Source organism: Bradyrhizobium sp. ORS 375 (genome assembly GCF_000239775.1).
Classification (GTDB): Bacteria; Pseudomonadota; Alphaproteobacteria; order Rhizobiales; family Xanthobacteraceae; genus Bradyrhizobium.
Genome location: NZ_CAFI01000064.1, coordinates 23527 through 39256, shown reverse-complemented (window position 1 = coordinate 39256; position 15730 = coordinate 23527). Strand labels below are relative to the sequence as shown.

Here is a 15730-nt window from a genome sequence, read left to right as displayed (position 1 = left end):
ATGCGCGCGATCTCAAGATGCGGCGCGGCATGAAGGCCTCGCTCTCCGGCGGCCTCGCCTCGCTCGGCGCCGGCACGCCCTACGCGCTGGCCGCCAAGATGGCCTATCCCGAGCGCACCGTGATCGCCTGCATGGGCGACGGCGCCATGCAGATGAACGGGCTGAACGTGATGATCACGATCAGCAAATATTGGCGGGAGTGGAGCAATCCGCGCCTCATCGTGCTCGTGCTCAACAACCGCGATCTCAACCAGGTCACCTGGGAGGAGCGCATCCAGCTCGGCACCGGCAAGACGCTCTCCACCCAGAGCATCCCCGACTTCTCCTACCACCGCTACGCCGAGCTGATCGGGCTCAAGGGCATCTTCGTCGATGATCCCGATCATGTCGGCGCCGCCTGGGACGAGGCGCTCGCGGCCGACCGCCCGGTGATCCTCGAAGCCTACACGGACCCGAACGTGCCGCCATTGCCGCCGCACATCACGCTCAAGGACGCCAAGAACTTCATCAGCATGATCCCGTCGGAGCCGGAGCTCGGCAGCGTGCTGAAGAACAGCGCCAAGGAGCTCGTCACCAGCATCCTGCCCGGGAAAGACTGATGCACGCGGCGGTCCCCATCGAAAGCGTAAGCGTCGGCACCTTCGAGATCCCGACCGATCGGCCCGAGGCCGACGGTACGATCAGCTGGACGTCGACGACGTTGGTGCTGGTCGAGGTGTTCGCACGGGGCAAGGTCGGCATCGGCTACACCTATGCCCACGCCTGCATCGCCCGGCTGATCTCCGACACTCTGGCGCCGCTGGTGGAAGGCAGCGACGCGCTCGCGCCAGAGCGCACCTGGGCCGCGATGCAGCGGGCGATCCGCAATCTCGGCCGGCAGGGTCTGGCGGCGACCGCGATCTCGGCGGTCGACACCGCGCTGTATGATCTCAAGGCGCGGCTGCTGGATCTGCCGCTCTGCGCGCTGCTCGGCAGCTTCCGCGACGAGATCCCGATCTACGGCAGCGGCGGTTTCACCAGCTATTCGGACGACGAGCTGCGTCGGCAATTAGCAGGATGGGTCGCAGAGCAGCGCTGCGCCTATGTCAAGATGAAGGTCGGCTCCGATCCGGCGCGCGATCCGCATCGCGTCGAGGTGGCGCGGCTCGCGATCGGTGAGCGCGCCGCGCTGTTCGTCGATGCCAATGGTGCCTATACGCCCAAGCAGGCACTCGGGCTGGCGCAGCCGTTTTCGGATCTCGGCGTGAGCTGGTTCGAGGAGCCGGTATCCTCAGATGATCTGCCCGGCCTGCGGCTCGTCCGCGAGCACGTTCCTGCCGGCATCGATGTCGCCGCCGGCGAATACAGCTACACGACCGATCAAGTGCGCAACATGCTGCAGGCCGGCGCGGTCGACGTCCAGCAGGCCGACATCACCCGCTGCGGCGGCGTCACCGGCTTCCGGCAGATCGCCGCGCTGTGCGACGCGTTTCACACCGATCTCTCCGGCCACTGCGCGCCATCCCTCCATCTGCATGCGGCCTGCGCCGCGCCGCGGCTGCGCCATCTCGAATGGTTTCACGACCACGTGCGCATCGAGCACATGCTGTTCGACGGCGCGCCGCAGCCGAAGGACGGCAAGATCCGTCCTGACCTCAGCCGCCCCGGCCATGGCCTGGTCTTCAAGCACGCCGACGCGGCGCGTTACGCAGTGAGTGCGACATGAGCAACGACACCGATTGGCTGGTGGGAGCCGGCCTCGCCCTCTCCGCCATCGCCGCGACGGCGATGTTGCAACCGAGAGGCCAGACCAAGGTCACGCAGGTGCCTGCGAGCCTGCCGCGGCGAGCAGGACCGCACCCGCGGGCCTCCGTCCGCGCCGCGCGCCGGCTCAATCGCGCCGCGGGCTTGTTGGCCGTCTCGGTGCTCGCCGACAGCAGCGTCGAGCATTATCGCGGCTCGTTCAAGAACAAGGCGATGTACACGCCGCTCGCGGTCTCGGCGCTGACGCTCGCGATGAGCGCGCACGGCACCGCCGACCGGCGTCCATGGGCGCACCGGCTGCGTGACGGCAGCTATCTGCTCGCTGCCGCCACCGGGCTCGCCGGCACCGGCTTCCATGTCTACAACGTCACCAAGAAGGTCGGCGGATTCAGCTGGCAGAACCTGTTCTACGGCGCGCCGCTAGGCGCACCGATGGCGATCCTGCTGTCGGGGCTGCTCGGCTTCTGCTCCGAGCGCGTGCGCGACACCAGCCGCGCGCAGCGGCCTCATGTGTTCGGCCTGCCGGCTGCGCGCACGATCGCGGCGGTCACGGCGGCCGGACTGCTCGGCACGTCAGGCGAAGCCGGGCTGCTGCATTTTCGCGGCGCGTTTCACAACCCGTTCATGGCCGTCCCCGTCACCTTGCCGCCGATCGGCGCCGCGCTGCTGTTCAACGCCGCGGCACGCGACCCAGACGACGATCAGAACCGCGCGCATCCGCTGACACGCGCCTGGATGTGGCTGCTGGCCGCGATGGGTTTCGTCGGCGTCGGCTTCCACGCCTATGGCGTGTCGCGCAACATGGGCGGCTGGCGCAATTGGAGCCAGAACATCCTGGCCGGCCCGCCGCTGCCGGCGCCGCCAAGCTTCACCGGCCTCGCGCTCGCCGGCCTCGCCGCGCTCGGGCTGATGCGGGAGCATCCCGATGCATGACCGTTCGCGCCCACCCGCGATTCCAAATCGCTATCCGGCGTATGACGTGCTGGCCAAGCGCAACGGGCCGTCGTGGAACGACAAGACGCGCGAGGTGATCGCCGAACGTCTGTCGGTCACGGCGACGCCGCAGTTCTTCTCGGCCAGCGAATTCCAGTTGGTCCAAGCGATCGCCGCGCGCATTGTTCCTCAGCCATCGTCGCGGCCGCCGATCCCGGTGGCGGCGCTGGTCGATCGCAAGCTCCACGCCGATATCGCCGATGGCTATCGCACCGATGGAATGCCCCACCACCGTGAGGCGTGGCGGCGCGGCCTGGGCGCGCTCGAGGCCGAGGCGCTCGCTGCGTTCCACCGGCCGTTCGCCGAACTCTCCGAGGCCATGCAGGATCAACTGCTCCAGCGCGCCGAAGCCGGCGAGCTCAAGGCGGCCGACTGGGGCGACATGCCCTGCGAGGATTTCTTCAAGCGCAGGGTGCTGCGCGACGTCGTGCTGGCGTACTACGCCCATCCGACTGCGTGGAGCGAAATTGGCTGGGGCGGCCCCGCCAGCCCGCGCGGCTATGTCCGTCTCGATTTCAACGAGCGCGATCCATGGGAGTCCGCCGAAGCCAAGCCCGGCCGCGAGGCCGAAGCCGCGAGGATCAACCGTCATGTCCGATGATATGTCCGGGGATCCGCAAGTGACACCGCGCGCCAGCGGAGGCCGCGCGCCCGACGTGTTCCGCCCCGGCGGCTGGGTGCCGATGCGCAGTTATCGCGACGACGAGACGGTCGACTTCGTCATCGTCGGCACCGGCGCCGGCGGCGGCACGCTCGCCTGCAAGCTCGCCGAATACGGCTTCTCGGTCGTCGCGCTCGATGCCGGCCCCTACTTTCGCCCACTCGAGGATTTCGCCTCCGACGAATCCGAGCAGACCAAGTTGTACTGGACCGACGATCGCATCAGCGACGGCGCCAATCCGCTGCAGCTCGGCAGCAACAACAGCGGCAAGGCGGTCGGCGGCTCGACCGTTCACTTCGCCATGGTGTCGCTGCGGTTCCGGCCCGAATGGTTCAAGTCGCGCACCTTGCTCGGCTACGGCGCCGACTGGCCGATCGACTGGCGCGAGATGTGGAGCTACTACACCGAGGTCGAACAGGCGCTGAAGATATCAGGCCCGATCACCTATCCCTGGGGACCGAAACGGCCGCGCTATCCCTATCGCGCCCATCCGCTCAACGCCGCCGCCCGCGTGCTCGCGAGGGGATGCGAGGCGCTCGGCATCTCCTGGACGGAGACGCCGCTCGCCACGCTGTCGGCGCCACGCGGCCTCGCCCATCCGTGCGTCTATCGCGGCTTCTGCGTCGCCGGCTGCTCGACCAACGCCAAGCAGAGCGCGCTCGTCACCTGGATTCCGCGCGCGCTCGCCGCCGGCGCGGAGATTCGCGATCTCGCGATGGTTGGACGCATCGAGGTCGATGACCGCGACCTCGTGACAGGCGTGCACTACCATCGCAACGGCGGCTGGCACTTTCAGCGTGCACGCAACGTCGTCGTCGCCGGCTATGCGATCGAGACGCCGCGGCTGCTGCTCAACTCCGCCACCGGCCGCCATCGCGACGGCCTCGCCAACAGCTCGGGCCTGGTCGGCAGGAACCTGATGACGCAGTCCAACCAGGCGGTGTGGGGCCTGATGGACGACGAGATCCGCTCCTACAAGGGGCCGCCCTCGCTCGCCATCACCGAACACTGGAACTACGCGGACAAGGGCAAGGACTTCTTTGGCGGCTACGCCTATATGAGCCAGGGCCCGCTGCCGCAGCTCTGGGCGAACACGCTGGCGCAGGCGCGCGGGCTCTGGGGCGCGCGGCTGGTCGAGGAGATGACGAACTACAATCACGTCGCCGGTCTCAAGATCGTCGGCGAGATGCTGCCGCAGGAGCGAAATCGCGTGACGCTCGCGGACGAGGTCGACCAGTACGGCCTGCGCATTCCGCGCGTGACCTATTCCTGGTGCGACAACGACCGGCGGCTGATCGACCACTCGCTCGCCTTCATGACGCGCGCCCTGCAGGCCGCGGGCGCCAAGGACATCTGGACGCAGGATGACGACACCTGCCACCTCAACGGCACAGCCCGGATGGGTGATGATCCGCGGAGCAGCGTCGTCGATGCCGATTGCCGCAGCTGGGACATTCCGAACCTGTGGATCTGCGACGGCTCGGTGTTTCCCACCGTCGGCGGCGTCAATCCGTCGCTGACCATACAGGCCATTGCCTGCCGCACCGCGGACCGCATTCGCGCCATGGCACGGCGCGGCGAGTTGACGGGCCAACGTGCAGAACGGACGAGGAGAGCAGTGCATGCAACATCGGCTTCTGCATGAGAATGGCGGACAGCGAACCTTCGCGATCGTGCTACAGACCGGAGACGAGGCGATGGACTGCCTCAGTCGGTTCGCCCGCGAGCAGCACGTCGAGGCGGCGCAGATCACCGGCATCGGCGCCTTCGAAAAGGTCGTGCTGAAATATTTCGACTGGGGCGACCGGGAATATCTCGACAACCGCGTCAACGAACAGGTCGAGGTGGCCTCGCTGATCGGCGACGTGGCATTGGCGCCGGACGGCGCGCCGTCCGTCCATGTGCATCTGGTGGTCGGCAGACGCGACGGCTCGGCGATGGCCGGGCATCTCGGATCCGGCCATGTCCGTCCGACGCTCGAGCTGATCGTGACCGAAAGCCCGGCGCACCTGCGCAAGGTTCACGACGCCGAGTCGGGCCTGGCGTTGATCCGGCTGCAAACATGACGACCGTGTCATCCGATCCACAGCGCGACCAACTCCGCGCCTTGGCGTTGACGCATTGCAGATTTGCGCAAATTGCCCGTCGCGGGCAAGCGAGCCCGGTCTCCCCGTGGCCCGGTTGAGCCTCATGGCGTTTGCACTCGGTGGGATGCGCGGCGCCGTCAATACGGCGAACTCTGCCGCAGGCCGACCGGCTGCTCTGCGCCGCAGGCCTCGCCACCGCGGGCTATGTCGTGTTCACGCTGGCACTGGCCTTCCGACGTCCCAACATTGCGCCGAGATGGCGCGGCATTGCGGTCCGGGCCGTTGGCGGCCGGATCGCCGCGTTCGGCTTGATGATGGCGGGACTATCGCTGGCGCCCTGAGGATGACTATGCTGCGGCCAACGACACTAACTCTCTGGGCCGCGTGACCGACGCCATCGACATCATCTGCATCACCGTCCTGATCCTGACCTCCGTCGGCCTGATCTGGACCGACCTGCGCAGCGGCCTGCTGCCCGATTGGATGAATGCCCTGGTGGCGGCGAGCGGGTTCGTGCGGACCATCGCACGGACGGATCTCGCGCAGGCCTTGTGGGACACCGCCGCCGCTCTGGCCGCGGCCATAGCGCTGCTGCTGCTGCGACGGCTCTATGCGATCGCGCGCGGCCGGCAGGGCCTCGGCCTCGGCGACGTCAAGTTTCTGATGGCCGCGACGCTGTGGGCCGGCCTGTCCGGCCTGCCGATCCTGCTGCTCGTCGCGACGACGACGGCGCTCGTGGCTGTGCTCATCCTGCAGATGCGCGGACAGCGGATGACGGGCGAGACCGCGTTGCCGTTCGGCCCGTTCCTGGTGATCGGCCTTCTGGCCGTGCTCGTCCTGCAGACGTTCGGAGGTGATTGGATCATTGCTTCGGGATAGCAACTCTGCCGATCAGCATCGCACGGCGCGCCATCCGCTCGCGCACGACCGGAGGCGCCGCAGGATCCCGCATCGAGCTGCATATCGGGGTTGATCTAGCGCAACCATCGCTGGCGCCGGTCGGCGTACGGTGTCACTTGGTAAGCAGCAGGGCCAAGATCAGGTTCGTGGCGGCGCCCAGGGAAGGAGACGCGAGGCATCTTTCAGCGCTTCTCTCGACCGGTTGATCATCCTGTGCCCGACCGGAACGCAGGCGAGCTGGCAGCTAGATTCCGTGATGTCGTCGAAGCAGGATTGGACGGACAGTTTCCCGCCCTTGCGGCAGCTGCCGGAAGAGGTGTTCGCGCAGCTGCGGGAAGCGAGCCTGATCGTCGAGCTTCCCGAAGGCAGCCGCATCTTCGGCCCGGGGCAGGCGCCGGAGTCGTTCCTGCTGCTGCTGGACGGGACCATTCGCGTGCAGCAGACATCCGAGTCCGGCCGCGAGATCGTCCTCTACCGTGTCCAGGCGGGCGAAAGCTGCGCCCTGACGACAGCCTGCCTGATGGGATACGAGGAGTACCAGGCCGAGGGCATCGCCGAATCGCGCATTCGTGCGGTGGCGATCCCGCGGGCGCTGTTCGACCGGCTGATCGCCACGTCGCGCGAATTCCGGCAGTTCGTGTTCACCGCGTTCAGCCGCCGGGTCACCAATCTGTTTCGCGTCATTGAGGAGGTCGCGTTCGAGCGCATCGACGTTCGGCTGGCGCAGAAGCTGCTCGAGCTTGCCGGCGCGAAGCCGCAGGTCGTCGCCACGCACCAGGATCTTGCCAACGAGCTCGGCAGCGCCCGCGAGGTGATCAGCCGGCAGCTCAACGAGTTCGCGAGGCGTGGCTGGCTGCGAGTGGCTCGCGGCATTGTCGAGATCACCGACAGGCCGGCACTCGCCCGATTGGCTCAGCATGGCTAGGAGGCGGCCGGTCTCGGTGACTTAGTTACAGACCTTCGCGCCAAGCCGCTCTATCGCTTGCATCATCGCAACGCCAAAGGGGAGCGTGACATGACACAGAATGTTGGCAGGATCGACCGGCTGCTCAGGATCGTCGTCGGACTGGCGGTTCTCAGCCTCGTGTTCGTCGGGCCGCAGACGATGTGGGGCCTTCTCGGCCTGATCCCGCTCGGCACCGCGCTGGTCGGCTGGTGTCCGCCCTACGCGCTGCTGGGCCTCAACACCTGCGGAACGAAGTCCAGCCCGACGTCTTAGACGCGGCAGAACGACAGACGGCACGGGGCGGCGATACCGCCCCGTAGCTTCAGCTTGGAGCAGCAGCCATGTCCTATCCGATCGATCTTCGCGTGCAGCCCAAGGTGGCCGGCTTCTTCGATCCGGACACCAGCACGATCAGCTATGTGGTGAAGGATCCGTCGTCGCCGTCCTGCGCGATCATCGATCCCGTCCTCGACATCGACTATGCGGCAGGCCGCATCGGCACCCGCTCCGCAGACATGCTGATCGACTATGTCAGGATGAACGGCCTACAGCCGGAATGGCTGATCGAGACGCATGCCCATGCCGACCATCTCTCGGCCGCGCCCTATATTCAGGACAAGCTCGGCGGCAGGATCGGCATCGGCGCGCACATCCTGACGGTGCAGGAGACCTTCGGCAAGGTCTTCGACGAAGGCACGGAGTTCCGCCGCGACGGCAGCCAGTTCGACCGGTTGTTCAACGACGGCGAGACCTATCAGGTGGGGCAGATGACGGCGTTCGTGATGCACACGCCCGGTCACACGCCGGCCTGCGCGACGCATGTGATGGGTGATGCCGCCTTCGTCGGCGACACCCTGTTCATGCCTGACGGCGGCACGGCGCGGGCCGACTTTCCCGGCGGCAACGCGCGTACGCTGTTTCGATCGATCCGCAGGATCCTCGAAACGCTGCCGCGCGAGACCCGGCTGTTCATGTGCCACGACTACGGACCGAATGGACGCGAGGTGCGCTGGGAAACCACCGTTGACGAGGAGCGCCTCCACAACATCCACGCCCGCGACGGCATGACCGAGGACGCCTTCGTCGCGTTGCGCGAGGCCCGCGACAGGACGCTCGGCATGCCGCGGCTGATCATCCCTTCGCTGCAGGTGAACATCCGCGCCGGACATCTTCCGCCCCCGGATGCGTCCGGCAAGACCTTCTTGAAGGTGCCGATCAACGTGCTTTGAGGACGGCGCGCGCGATCGTCACGGCGCAGGATGGTCGCGTCACGAAGATGTCAGTTGTCAAGAGCGCATGGTCTGCGCGACCACTCCATACTGGAGACGATGATCGAAGATGAGGCGTCCTGGTCTTGAGAGTCGCGTGATGACACGCCGCGTGGTTGCGGCGCTGATCGCGCTCGTCATGAGCCTGGTTCCTCTGCTCGCAACGTTCGATGCGGCCGCAGCGGCCGATCTCGGCGCTCACACGCGGCAATGGTCGTCCACAACGACGCCCGCGCCGAAGCCCTGCAGGAAAGCCGTTCTCCCCGGCACCATCAACATCTGTCCGTTCGCCGCGGCAAGTCTCGCCGCATTGCCCGCGAACGACAATGCAACGGCACAGCCTTCTGTCGCCGCCCGGACGTTGTCGTGGCGTCCCCAGGACGATGCGCTGACCACGCAATGTCACGCGTCCTCGCCCTACCGTCCTCCCTGTCGCCGGTCCTGACCATCCTCTCGTCGTCACGTGCGCAGCTGTAACGCTGCGATCTGGGCGAACGAACATCCATCATCAATCGCGCGTCGAGCGGATCGGCTCAGGTCCCGTCATCGGGTCGCCTTGCGCCGGCTGCGCAGCACGACCATCGGCGACATGCGCGAGCGCGCAGGGAGATCAACATGTCCATCCGTCATCTCGGCTGGCTCGGTTTGTTGCTGGGCGCACTTCATCTTGTGGCGACAGCCGCCAGCGCCGGCGCAGCTGAGCTGCGGCCCCAGCCGAACCTCGACACGCGTCTGCTGGTCGGCGACGTTGCCCACACGGATAATGGTGTGACCACGGCCTGGGCCGGGTTGGACGTCAGGCTCGGCACCGGCTGGCACACCTATTGGCGCTCTGCCGGAGATGCTGGCGCCCCTCCTGAGTTCGATTGGGCCGGGTCGGCCAATGTCGCTGACGTCACCGTCGAATGGCCGGCGCCGCGGCGGTTCAGCGAGCAGGACATCGACACGTTCGGCTATGACGAGCATGTGCTGTTCCCGTTGCGGGTACGGCTGCAGGATGGTGCGACGCCTGGCCATCTCAGGTTGAAAGCCATCCTGTTCGTCTGCTCGGTCATCTGCACGCAGCAGGAGACGCAGCTCGACGCCGACATTCCAGCCGTCTCGTCCGGGCCGACCGATCAGTCGGTGATCGACGAATGGCGGCAGATCGTGCCCCGTGAGACTGCGCCCGGCCTCTCCATCACGGCGCTGCGGATCGACCGTCAGCCCAAGCCGCAACTGCGGCTCGAAGCCCGCGCAACGCCGCCGCTGCGCGCGCCCGACATATTTGTCGATGGCAATGACGCCGTGTCCGGCGGCCGCGCCGAGGTGAGCCATAGCCCGGGTGGAGACATCACGGTCACAGTGCCGCTGCACGGCCTCGACCAGGCCGTCGCGCGAGAACCGCTGCGGGTCACGCTGGTCGATGGCGATCGGTCGATCGAAGCCGCGCTCCCCGTGCGCGGTGACGCCGTCGCCGCGGAACCAGGACAGGCAAAGCCGCGTGCGACGACGGCGTCGATCTGGAACATCCTCGGGGTGGCGCTGCTCGGCGGCTTGATCCTCAACTTCATGCCCTGCGTGTTTCCGGTGCTGTCGCTGAAGCTCGTGTCACTGGTCGATTACGATCCGGCCCACACGCTTGCCCCGCGCCCGGCATTTCTGGCGACGGCCGCAGGAGTAATCGCGTCGTTCGTGACCCTCGCCATTATCCTCTCCGCGCTCAAGGCCGCAGGCGCGGAGGTCGGCTGGGGACTGCAGTTTCAGCAGCCGGCCTTTCTCATCGCGATGATCGTCGTGCTCACAGTGTTCGGCGCCAACCTGCTCGGCCTGTTCGAGATCAACCTGCCCTGGTGGATCGCCCGCCGCCTCGGCAACGCCGCAGGCCAGAGGTCGGTCGCAGGTCACGCCTTCAACGGCTTCGTCATGACGCTGTTGGCAACGCCGTGCTCGGCGCCGTTCGTCGGCACCGCCGTCGCGTTTGCGCTGTCGCAGGCTGCGCCGCAGATTCTGCTGGTGTTCGCCGCACTGGGGCTCGGAATGGCTGCGCCCTATCTGGGCCTCGCAGCGGCGCCGCGCCTCGCGGCGCTGTTTCCCCGGCCGGGCCGCTGGATGCTGACACTGCGGGCTGTGGCGGCGCTCGCGATGATCGCGACGGCATCCTGGCTGCTGACCGTGCTCGCAGACATCAGCGGCGTTGCGACGGCCGCCGTGCTCGCCGCCTCACTCCTCGCGCCCGCACTGATCCTGACCATGTTGCGTTTTCCGTTGCGGCGAACCGCCGCCGGAGCGGGCTTCACGATCGCGACCGCGCTGGTGCTGGCGTCCGCCACGGTGATCAAGCACCCGGACGGCCCTGGCCGATGGGGCGAAATCGCGTGGCAGCCGTTGGTGCCGACAGATATCACAGCCCGGGTGCGCGCGGGTCATACCGTGTTCGTCGACATCGGCGCCAGCTGGTGCGTGACCTGCAAGGTCAACGAGAAGCTCGTGATCGACAGCGCGGCCGTGCGCAGCCGTCTCGCATCGGGCGTCGTCCCCGTCAGGGCGGACTGGACTTCGCGCGATGACATGATCGCGGCGTATCTCCAATCCTTCGGCCGCTACGGCCTGCCGTTCAACGTCGTGTTCGGCCCCGGCGCGCCCGCCGGCATCGTGCTGCCCGAGCTGCTGACCCCACAGATCGTGCTCGACGCCATCGACACCGCATCGACCATTCCCCAACCGGAGAACGACAAGACATGACCAGAAAGACCTTTGCTGCATCGCTTGCGACGCTGCTGCTGCTCGCGGCCGCCATGCTGCCACTCCAGGCCCGCGCCGAAGACGACGATGGTGACATTCTGAGCGAGGCACGCATCCTGCGCGACCCCGACATTCCCGTTCTCGGCAACGCCGATGGCGACATCACGATCGTCGAATATTTCGACTATCAATGCCCGTATTGCCGCAAGATCAGCCCGGAGCTTGCCAAGGTCGTGCGCGACGACGGTCACGTCCGTCTTGTCTTCAAGGATTGGCCGATCTTCGGCGGCGTCTCGATCTACGCGGCCCGTCTCACGCTGGCCGCGAAGTACCAGGACAAGTTCGCCGAAGCCCACGAGGCGCTGATCTCGCTGAAAGAGAAGCTGTCCGAAGCCAAGGTCGACGCCGCGCTCTCTGCTGCCGGCATCGACCTCGCCCGCGCCAGGGCCGATCTCACCGCCAAGCAGACCGAGATCGACGCCGTGCTCGCCCGCAACCACGAGCAGGCCATGGGCCTTGGTTTTCAAGGCACGCCCGCCTTCATCATCGGCCGTTTCCGCGTTCCCGGAGCGCCGAACGCCCAGGCGTTCAAGCAGGCGATCGCGGATGCGCGAAAGGCGGCCTCGACCAAATGAGCATCACGGGGGCTTACGCCGCCCTGATATGAGCCAGGAACTGGTCCACCTCGCTGCGCAGCCGCGTGGACTGCTGCGCCAGCTCACCGGCCGCCGACAATACCTCGTTGGCGGCGTGACCGGTCTGCAAGACGCCGGTCGTGACGCCCGCGATGTTGCGGGTGACATCCTGGGTCTTGCCGGCCACGAGGTTCACATTGCCGGCAATCTCGCGGGTCGCCGCGTCCTGCTGCGTGACCGAGGCGGCGATGATGGCCGAGATCTCGTCGACCTCCTGGATCGTGGCGCAAATCATGCCGATACTGTGGACGGCCGCGGCGGTTTCCGCCTGAACCGCAGCGATCTGGGCACCGATCTCTTCGGTCGCCTTGGCGGTCTGGGTGGCCAGCGTCTTCACCTCGCTGGCCACGACGGCGAATCCCCTGCCCGACTCGCCGGCGCGCGCGGCCTCGATCGTCGCATTCAGCGCCAGCAGATTGGTCTGGCTGGCGATCTGGTTGATGAGCGCGACCACCTCGCTGATCTTGCTGGCCGCCACGTTGAGCCGCTGCACCTTGTCGTTCGACTGCTGCCCCTCATCCGCCGCCTTGCGGACCACGGAGGAGGCTCGCGCGAGCGTCTTGCTGATCTCGTTCATCGACGATGACAGCTCCTCCGCCGCCGAGGCCACGGTATTGACGTTGTCGGATGCGGAGCCGCAGGCCTGCGACACCGTCAAGGCCTGCTGCTTCGACTGGTCGATCGTGCTGGACATCGAGCGTGCGGTGGCCTCCATCTCGATGGCCGCGGCTGACACCGCGTCGACGACGCCGCGGACGCTGGCCTCGAAGCCGTCCGCCACCTGCATCAGCATGCGCCGCCGATCCTCCTCGGCGCGGGCCTGCGCCTTCTCCTGCTCCGCCTGCAGATCCCTCATGCGGATGGCATTGTCTCGGAAGATCGAGACGGCGCGCGCCATTTGTCCAACCTCGTCCTTGCGCCGCTCCGCTGGAACGCGGATATCCAGATTGCCATCGGCGAGCTCGCGCATCGCCTTGGTCATCTGGACGATCGGAAGAGCGATGCCGCGGGCGATCAGCAGGCCGGCGAGCGCGATCAGCGCGAGGCCGGCAAGGGTGATTCCGATGGCCAATGTGCCGGCGCGATTGCGTGCGTGGATGAACTCGCTGTTGTCCATCGCGATCTCGACCGCGCCGATCGGCTTGCCGGAGAAGTCCCGGATCGGCCCGAGCAGTGCGACGACCGGCACGCCGTTGAGCTGCCCCTGGCGAGACTGGAAGCTGCCGGATGTCGCCTCCCGATAGTCGCCGCCCGCGAAGAAGGAGGTCTCGCCCATCGTCGTCGCAAACAGCTTGAAAGTGGTGTCGCCTGCCAGGCGGAACGCCACGTCGACTTTGCGGCTGCGCTTGAATTCGTCGAAGAAGCCCTGACCGAAGGTCAGGCCGAACTCGACCGAGCCCAGATGCTTGCCGGCGGAGACGATCGGCACCACGCCACGGAGACCAAGGCCCGCGACGCCGCCCTCGAGCCCGACGATCGGCTTGCGGTCGGTGTTGGCAGCCACCACGGTCTTGCGGAAGCCCGACAGATCGTCGCCGAATTTGGCCGGCTGGTGCACGCGGAGGAACGACATCGCCGGCGGCGTGTGAAACTGAAACTGGTCGACGCCGTAATCCGCCTTGAGGCTGGCCATACCTGCGCCAAACAGCCGCATGAGGCCGTCGCGGTCATTCTGCGCCATCGCGTCCTGGACGGCCGGGATCTTTGCAGCCACGGCGCTCATCGCCTCCGCGCGGGTCGATTCCAGCTGTAGACGCGAGTTGAACGCATCGTATTGAGCGTGGAGCTCCCGCTCATTGGCACGATCGATGATGCCGCCGATGATCCACATTGCGACCATCAACACGAAGAGGGCCGTGGCGGCGGCGCCAAGGACGAGAGACAACGTGATCCGGGTCTTCAATCCAACAAATGTCCACATGCCATCCTCGAGCGTCGATTGGTGCTCGAGTATGGTCGGACCGCAACTAATTATTCCTGAATGAAAGAGTGCATAGTTGTTACGAACAACGATGCGGCACCGCCGACAGAACGGCATCTGTCTGAGCTAGCGCTCGCGCGATTAACCTGCGTCAATTCTCTTGGTTGCATGAAACATGAACTTCAACCCACTTGGAGTTCGACCGAGACCGCACTGACTGTCCTGACCCGACGCGATCACGCGACCGGACCACCGCGGGCGCGCCAGCCGCTCATGCCGCCGGCATAGTGGCAAATGTCCTTCCGGCCCGCCGACAGAGCCCGCCGCAACGCATTGGCCGATCGGCCGCCGGCCTGGCAGATCAGGATCACCGGCTTGTCGCGCGCAAGACCGTCGGGATCGAAGCGCGACAGCGGGTGATTGACGGCGCCCGGAATGTGCCCGCCCTCGAACTCATGCGGCTCACGGACGTCGACGATCACGCAGCTGCGCTGCTGATGCGCCTTGACGAGCTCATCATGCTCGATGGCCGGCACGCTGGTCGATCCCGTCAGCCTGTTGAACAATCCTGCGAGCATCGGAAGAACCTTTCGACTGTTGAGGATGGGCCGGCTGGGCGAAGGCGGACTAGCCCTGCGCGCGCTTGGCCTTGGCTTCGGACGCCTCGACCCAGACGAAGAGCGCGCCTGCGCCGACCGCGAGCGCGGCGAACCAGATCGCATCCGGCACGCCGGTAATGTCGGGCAACCGCACCTTGCCGAGCGCCCAGACATTGAGGATGTGGGCCTTCACCCAGTCGAAGCTCAGCGCATAGAGGATGGCGCCGACGATCATGCCGAAGGCTCCGACCGCTGCGTGAACGCTGCCGCTGGCGATGGCGCCGAGCGCGGTCCCCGGACAATAGCCGTAAACCACCATGCCGACGCCGAACAGCGCCGCGCCGAGCGCGACGGCGAGCATGTTGGCGTCCTTGACGTAGTACTTGGTGTTGCCGGTATCGACCAGCAGCAGCACGCCGATGCCGCCGACGACGATCGCGGTGCCCATCACCTTCAGGACGGTGAAGTCACGCAGCCGGAACTGGTTCTCGATCACGTTGCAGCTCGTGACCTTGCCCTGCTGCAGGAGATAGCCAAACACGGCGCCCATCAGCAGCGGACCTGCGACGCTCATCAATGACGTCATGACCATCTCCCTCTCAGGCTCTGCGGAACATCAGGCGCGACACGACCAGGCCGGTCGCGAACATCACCGCGAGGAACAGCCAGCTCGACAGCGCCAACTGCAGCCCGCCGGAAATGCCGTGCCCGCTGGTGCAGCCGCCGGCCAGACGTGCGCCATACATGATGACAATGCCGCCGAGGAACGCGGCGACGAACCGCTTGAACACCGAGGGGCCAAATCGCTCCTTCCAGACCTCAGGCACCATTTCGAGCCGCCAGGTCCCCGAAATGATCGCCGACAGGAACGCGCCGACCGGAATGCCGACCAGGAACAAGACGCCGTAGTCCCACTTCAGCGGCATCGATTTCCAATAGCTGTTGGCGGTGACGGCCTCGGACCCGATCACCGGCGCGGCGAACAGCGACGCCATGCGCGAGAACGCCGTCGTGACGCCCAGCGGATCGCCGAACCCGGCAAAGGCCACCCAGCTGAGGATGCCGATGCCCGCGCCGACCAGATAGGGCGACCAGTCGATGCGTCTGGACTTCCTTGCATCTCCGACCATGAGGTCGGTCATCATTGTCATGACACCCTGTCCTCCCTGCTCGCGCGCGGCTCGGCCGCGCTG

18 protein-coding genes are annotated in these 15730 nt (G+C 66.6%); 14 read left to right on the top strand and 4 right to left on the bottom strand.

Annotated features, from left to right (window positions below):
• The 14 genes from BRAO375_RS05890 to BRAO375_RS05825 all read left to right on the top strand — a co-directional run.
• Positions 1-599 (top strand): thiamine pyrophosphate-dependent enzyme (locus tag BRAO375_RS05890; protein WP_035639135.1); only part of this gene is annotated, 599 nt, incomplete at its 5' end.
• Positions 599-1705: an enolase C-terminal domain-like protein gene (locus BRAO375_RS05885; RefSeq protein ID WP_009026538.1), complete on the top strand. Its 1107-nt coding sequence runs from the start codon at positions 599-601 to the stop codon at positions 1703-1705. The genes BRAO375_RS05890 and BRAO375_RS05885, both read left to right, overlap by 1 nt.
• The gene (locus tag BRAO375_RS05880) at positions 1702-2676 is read left to right on the top strand and encodes a hypothetical protein (RefSeq protein WP_009026537.1); all 975 of its coding nucleotides are present in this window, start codon (positions 1702-1704) and stop codon (positions 2674-2676) included. The genes BRAO375_RS05885 and BRAO375_RS05880 overlap by 4 nt, the downstream gene beginning before the upstream one ends.
• Positions 2669-3337, top strand: coding sequence for a gluconate 2-dehydrogenase subunit 3 family protein (locus BRAO375_RS05875; RefSeq protein ID WP_035639132.1), 669 nt, complete (start codon positions 2669-2671; stop codon positions 3335-3337). The genes BRAO375_RS05880 and BRAO375_RS05875 overlap by 8 nt, the downstream gene beginning before the upstream one ends.
• A gap of 1 nt (position 3338) precedes the next feature.
• The gene (locus BRAO375_RS05870; protein WP_009026535.1) at positions 3339-5042 is read left to right on the top strand and encodes a GMC family oxidoreductase; all 1704 of its coding nucleotides are present in this window, start codon (positions 3339-3341) and stop codon (positions 5040-5042) included.
• Positions 5020-5463, top strand: a complete 444-nt coding sequence (locus tag BRAO375_RS05865; protein WP_035639129.1) for a PPC domain-containing DNA-binding protein — start codon at positions 5020-5022, stop codon at positions 5461-5463. Before BRAO375_RS05870 ends, BRAO375_RS05865 begins: the two co-directional genes overlap by 23 nt.
• Before the next feature lie 140 nt (positions 5464-5603).
• The gene (locus tag BRAO375_RS05860; protein ID WP_009026533.1) at positions 5604-5825 is read left to right on the top strand and encodes a hypothetical protein; all 222 of its coding nucleotides are present in this window, start codon (positions 5604-5606) and stop codon (positions 5823-5825) included.
• Between the two features lie 43 nt (positions 5826-5868).
• A complete protein-coding gene (locus tag BRAO375_RS05855) occupies positions 5869-6363 on the top strand; it encodes a prepilin peptidase (RefSeq protein WP_009026532.1) in 495 nt (164 codons plus the stop codon).
• A gap of 277 nt (positions 6364-6640) precedes the next feature.
• The gene (locus tag BRAO375_RS05850; RefSeq protein WP_009026531.1) at positions 6641-7309 is read left to right on the top strand and encodes a Crp/Fnr family transcriptional regulator; all 669 of its coding nucleotides are present in this window, start codon (positions 6641-6643) and stop codon (positions 7307-7309) included.
• Positions 7310-7399: 90 nt separating this feature from the next.
• Positions 7400-7603, top strand: coding sequence for a YgaP family membrane protein (locus tag BRAO375_RS05845; RefSeq protein ID WP_009026530.1), 204 nt, complete (start codon positions 7400-7402; stop codon positions 7601-7603).
• A 68-nt stretch (positions 7604-7671) separates the two neighbouring features.
• Complete coding sequence (locus tag BRAO375_RS05840; protein WP_009026529.1) at positions 7672-8559, top strand: MBL fold metallo-hydrolase; 888 nt, start codon at positions 7672-7674, stop codon at positions 8557-8559.
• A gap of 139 nt (positions 8560-8698) precedes the next feature.
• Positions 8699-9043: a hypothetical protein gene (locus BRAO375_RS05835; RefSeq protein WP_009026528.1), complete on the top strand. Its 345-nt coding sequence runs from the start codon at positions 8699-8701 to the stop codon at positions 9041-9043.
• A gap of 170 nt (positions 9044-9213) precedes the next feature.
• Positions 9214-11322: a protein-disulfide reductase DsbD family protein gene (locus tag BRAO375_RS05830; RefSeq protein WP_009026527.1), complete on the top strand. Its 2109-nt coding sequence runs from the start codon at positions 9214-9216 to the stop codon at positions 11320-11322.
• Positions 11319-11957: a DsbA family protein gene (locus tag BRAO375_RS05825; RefSeq protein WP_009026526.1), complete on the top strand. Its 639-nt coding sequence runs from the start codon at positions 11319-11321 to the stop codon at positions 11955-11957. Before BRAO375_RS05830 ends, BRAO375_RS05825 begins: the two co-directional genes overlap by 4 nt.
• Before the next feature lie 13 nt (positions 11958-11970).
• Here BRAO375_RS05825 and BRAO375_RS05820 read toward each other — a convergent pair whose 3' ends face one another.
• The 4 genes from BRAO375_RS05820 to BRAO375_RS05805 form a co-directional block, all read right to left on the bottom strand.
• Complete coding sequence (locus tag BRAO375_RS05820; RefSeq protein ID WP_009026525.1) at positions 11971-13938, bottom strand: methyl-accepting chemotaxis protein; 1968 nt, start codon at positions 13936-13938, stop codon at positions 11971-11973.
• 236 nt (positions 13939-14174) lie between these two features.
• Entirely contained in the window at positions 14175-14516 is a 342-nt protein-coding gene (locus BRAO375_RS05815) for a rhodanese-like domain-containing protein (protein ID WP_009026524.1), read from the bottom strand.
• 49 nt (positions 14517-14565) lie between these two features.
• Entirely contained in the window at positions 14566-15123 is a 558-nt protein-coding gene (locus tag BRAO375_RS05810) for a YeeE/YedE thiosulfate transporter family protein (protein ID WP_009026523.1), read from the bottom strand.
• Between the two features lie 13 nt (positions 15124-15136).
• Positions 15137-15679: a YeeE/YedE thiosulfate transporter family protein gene (locus BRAO375_RS05805; protein ID WP_009026522.1), complete on the bottom strand. Its 543-nt coding sequence runs from the start codon at positions 15677-15679 to the stop codon at positions 15137-15139.
• Positions 15680-15730 lie beyond the last annotated feature (51 nt).

What these genes read in the sequence shown, in the direction of transcription:
- BRAO375_RS05885 (WP_009026538.1), top strand. Translation starts at nt 599, where the DNA reads ATGCACGCGGCGGTCCCCATCGAAAGCGTAAGCGTCGGCACCTTCGAG.
- BRAO375_RS05880 (WP_009026537.1), top strand. Translation starts at nt 1,702, where the DNA reads ATGAGCAACGACACCGATTGGCTGGTGGGAGCCGGCCTCGCCCTCTCC.
- BRAO375_RS05875 (WP_035639132.1), top strand. Translation starts at nt 2,669, where the DNA reads ATGCATGACCGTTCGCGCCCACCCGCGATTCCAAATCGCTATCCGGCG.
- BRAO375_RS05870 (WP_009026535.1), top strand. Translation starts at nt 3,339, where the DNA reads ATGTCCGGGGATCCGCAAGTGACACCGCGCGCCAGCGGAGGCCGCGCG.
- BRAO375_RS05865 (WP_035639129.1), top strand. Translation starts at nt 5,020, where the DNA reads ATGCAACATCGGCTTCTGCATGAGAATGGCGGACAGCGAACCTTCGCG.
- BRAO375_RS05850 (WP_009026531.1), top strand. Translation starts at nt 6,641, where the DNA reads ATGTCGTCGAAGCAGGATTGGACGGACAGTTTCCCGCCCTTGCGGCAG.
- BRAO375_RS05845 (WP_009026530.1), top strand. Translation starts at nt 7,400, where the DNA reads ATGACACAGAATGTTGGCAGGATCGACCGGCTGCTCAGGATCGTCGTC.
- BRAO375_RS05840 (WP_009026529.1), top strand. Translation starts at nt 7,672, where the DNA reads ATGTCCTATCCGATCGATCTTCGCGTGCAGCCCAAGGTGGCCGGCTTC.
- BRAO375_RS05835 (WP_009026528.1), top strand. Translation starts at nt 8,699, where the DNA reads ATGACACGCCGCGTGGTTGCGGCGCTGATCGCGCTCGTCATGAGCCTG.
- BRAO375_RS05830 (WP_009026527.1), top strand. Translation starts at nt 9,214, where the DNA reads ATGTCCATCCGTCATCTCGGCTGGCTCGGTTTGTTGCTGGGCGCACTT.
- BRAO375_RS05825 (WP_009026526.1), top strand. Translation starts at nt 11,319, where the DNA reads ATGACCAGAAAGACCTTTGCTGCATCGCTTGCGACGCTGCTGCTGCTC.
- BRAO375_RS05820 (WP_009026525.1), bottom strand. Translation starts at nt 13,938, where the DNA reads ATGTGGACATTTGTTGGATTGAAGACCCGGATCACGTTGTCTCTCGTC.
- BRAO375_RS05815 (WP_009026524.1), bottom strand. Translation starts at nt 14,516, where the DNA reads ATGCTCGCAGGATTGTTCAACAGGCTGACGGGATCGACCAGCGTGCCG.
- BRAO375_RS05810 (WP_009026523.1), bottom strand. Translation starts at nt 15,123, where the DNA reads ATGACGTCATTGATGAGCGTCGCAGGTCCGCTGCTGATGGGCGCCGTG.
- BRAO375_RS05805 (WP_009026522.1), bottom strand. Translation starts at nt 15,679, where the DNA reads ATGACCGACCTCATGGTCGGAGATGCAAGGAAGTCCAGACGCATCGAC.